We start from the raw sequence: 3,016 nt of genomic DNA, 5'->3' as shown, positions 1-3,016 counted from the left end.
CGTGAAGCTGGACTTAAACAAATTGGTGATTTTGTCGCTCAGTTGAAAGGTTAAACCATATAATCAGACTGAAGTGCCTCCTGCTAGAATAGCAGGAGGCTTTCGTTCGTTTAAAAATACTTTAAAACCGCAAACAGATATGAGACAATGGATAGCAAGCAATAAAACCAGACTCTATTAAAAAGAGGTGAACGGCACATGCAGCCGAAAAGTAATATCGTCCACCTTCCCGTCTACCAACCTGGTAAGCCGGTTGAAGATGTCAAGAGAGAATTAGGATTGAAGGAAGTAATTAAGCTGGCTTCCAATGAAAACCCGTTTGGAAGCTCTGAACAGGCTAAAGCGGCAATTATTGAAGAATTGGGTAACTTAAATATTTATCCGGATGGTGCGAGCATAGAGCTTACAGAAGCACTAGCACAAAAGCTGGATGTAGAAACTGACCAAATCATATTTGGTAYGGGTTCTAGTGATATTATTTTGATGATAAACAGAGCGTTTATCGTCCCTGGGGACGAAACGATTTTAGCGGATGAAACATTTTCCCAATATAAACATAACGCAGAGATTGAAAATGCACATATTATCGAGGTGCCATTAAAAGAAGGCAAGCATGATTTGCCTGCGATGCTGACCAAGATAACAAGCCGTACGAAAATCATCTGGGTCTGCAACCCGAACAATCCTACTGGAACAATAGTGACGCTGCCGGAGCTGTCTGAATTTCTAAAGCAAGTTCCAGCTGATGTACTAGTCGTTCTTGATGAAGCGTACGGTGAATTTGTTGAGGATACGGATTTTCCAGACGGAGTCCAACTGCTTCGTGAGCACCGGAATTTAATTGTATTGCGTACATTCTCCAAAATCTACGGCTTATCTGCACTGCGAATCGGTTATGGAATCGGGCATCCTGATGTAATTCGGTTTGTTAATCAGGTTCGTGAGCCGTTTAATACGTCGCGCGTTGCGCAAGCAGCAGCGAAAGCAGCACTAGCCGACGAGGAGTTTATTACTTATTGTCGTGAACAAAATAAACAAGGCCTGACTTATCTAGCCGAACAATTTGATCGTCTAGGACTTTCTTATTTCCCTGCCTATGGAAATTTCTTAATGGTTGACGTGAAACGTCCTTCACCAGAGGTATTTGATGGTCTGCTGCGCAGAGGCATTATATCCAGATCGCGTTGGACGCATTATCCGAATTATATTCGTATATCAGTAGGTACTTCTGATCAAAATGAAAAGTTTATTAAAGCTTTAGAGCAAGTATTGCAGGAAGCGACGGTGCAAGGATAACTTTATGACAAAAGTAGCGATTTTCGGAGTAGGACTAATCGGAGGCTCGATTGCCCTTTGTTTAAAAGGGAAGCCGGATATTACGGTAATCGGGCATTCGAATCGTCCTTCTCAAGTAGATAAATATATGCAACGGGGCGTTGTGGATTATGCGACAACCTCCATGCAAGAGGCTGCAGAGCAGGCGGATTTTATTTTTATCTGTGTGCCAGTCGGAAACATAGAAGAGTATATTGTCAAGATCAGCTCTTTTAATTTAAAACCCGGTTGCATTATATCAGATGCGGGCAGTACGAAGGCGTCTGTCATGGCATGCGCGAGAGAGCTGGATTTTGGGAAGGCTGTATTTATTGGGGGCCACCCGATGGCAGGCTCGGAGCGTTCGGGTGTTGAAGCGGCTTCTTCACATCTATATGAGAATGCCTTTTATGTATTAACACATGAAGAAACAACGCCAATTGAAGCTATAGAACGATTGACGGAGCTTCTTAGTTATACGAAAGCTAATATCGTTGTAGTAGACGCCCAAGCGCATGATGAGATCGTAGGCGCAATTAGCCATCTTCCACACATGATCGCAGTATCGCTAGTAAATCAGGTTCGCGGTTATAATGAGAAAAATGATCTATATGAATCGCTAGCTGCGGGGGGCTTCCGTGATATTACCCGAATAGCTTCGGGGGATCCTATCGTATGGCGTGATATATTAATTAATAATCGGACTATCTTACTTCAATTACTTCGCGATTGGGGCAAAGAGACGAATAAATTTGTTGCGATGCTGGAAAATTCAGATGGAGATGCGATAGTAGATGCTTTCCARGCGGCTGGGCAATTCCGCAGTAGAATGCCGGAGCGACGCAAAGGGATGATTCTCTCGGCATATGATTGTTACGTAGACGTACCCGATCATCCTGGTATCATTGGTAAAATTACGAGTGAGCTAGGGAATAGCTTAATTAATCTAAGCAACATTCAGATTATTGAGAGTAGAGAAGATGTGCCAGGCATTTTAAGGCTGTCTTTCCGAAGCCAAGAGTATTTGGATCAAGCCATCGTCCTTCTGTCAGCAAACGGATATGATGTACACCTATAAGGGTGTGCATCATTTTTTTGTGAAAAAAAGTAAGAACTACCTTTTATAAAATAAAATGAAAACGCTTATTGACATTATGGAAGCGTATACATATAATAAAGGTACAGTATGGTTTCTCTCCACTCCTATCCTAAACCTATAGCTTTCATAATGAAAGCTGACCACTCCTCGGAGTGGTTTTTTTTTATAGTACAAGAGAATAACATACTTCGTTTGTTAAAAAATAAAAGAACAAAATTCTTCATATCACCGTTGATTATCCAATACAAGCTGTTGTAAAAAAGTAATGATAGCCTAGTGGTAAGGGGAAATAATGGTCCTCGACTAACCCTCTATTGGTTGAAGGGATATTGCCTCGAATGTATATGTATTTAAGGGATTAGTGGGATTTGCGGGAAGGTCGATAAATTAGGGGAGGAATTAGTTTCACTTTCTGAAACTACTGATCGGTATTATGGAATTATAGACGATTTAGTTTCAGAATTTGCAGTTAAATCACCGGAAAGTGGGCACAGATGAGCTGAAACATCTATTATATTCAATTTCTGAAACTAAATCGGAGATATCCCTATTAATGCTTCATATAATTTCAAAAAATGAATCTAAGAGGGCTTAGTACATAAT

General features: G+C 41.0%; 2 protein-coding genes. Both read left to right on the top strand.

What is annotated here, in order from left to right; translation table 11 throughout:
* Nucleotides 1–198: 198 nt before the first annotated feature.
* Complete coding sequence (gene hisC / locus AC1DWN_RS31400) at nt 199–1,296, top strand: histidinol-phosphate transaminase (protein WP_477562780.1); 1,098 nt, start codon at nt 199–201, stop codon at nt 1,294–1,296.
* Between the two features lie 4 nt (nt 1,297–1,300).
* Entirely contained in the window at nt 1,301–2,392 is a 1,092-nt protein-coding gene (locus tag AC1DWN_RS31395) for a prephenate dehydrogenase (protein WP_477562779.1), read from the top strand.
* Nucleotides 2,393–3,016: the final 624 nt, after the last annotated feature.

The organism is Paenibacillus sp. P4_A7 (genome assembly GCF_056402455.1).
The sequence above is the reverse complement of the archived record's forward strand: the minus strand, read 5'-3'. Positions and strand labels throughout refer to the sequence as shown.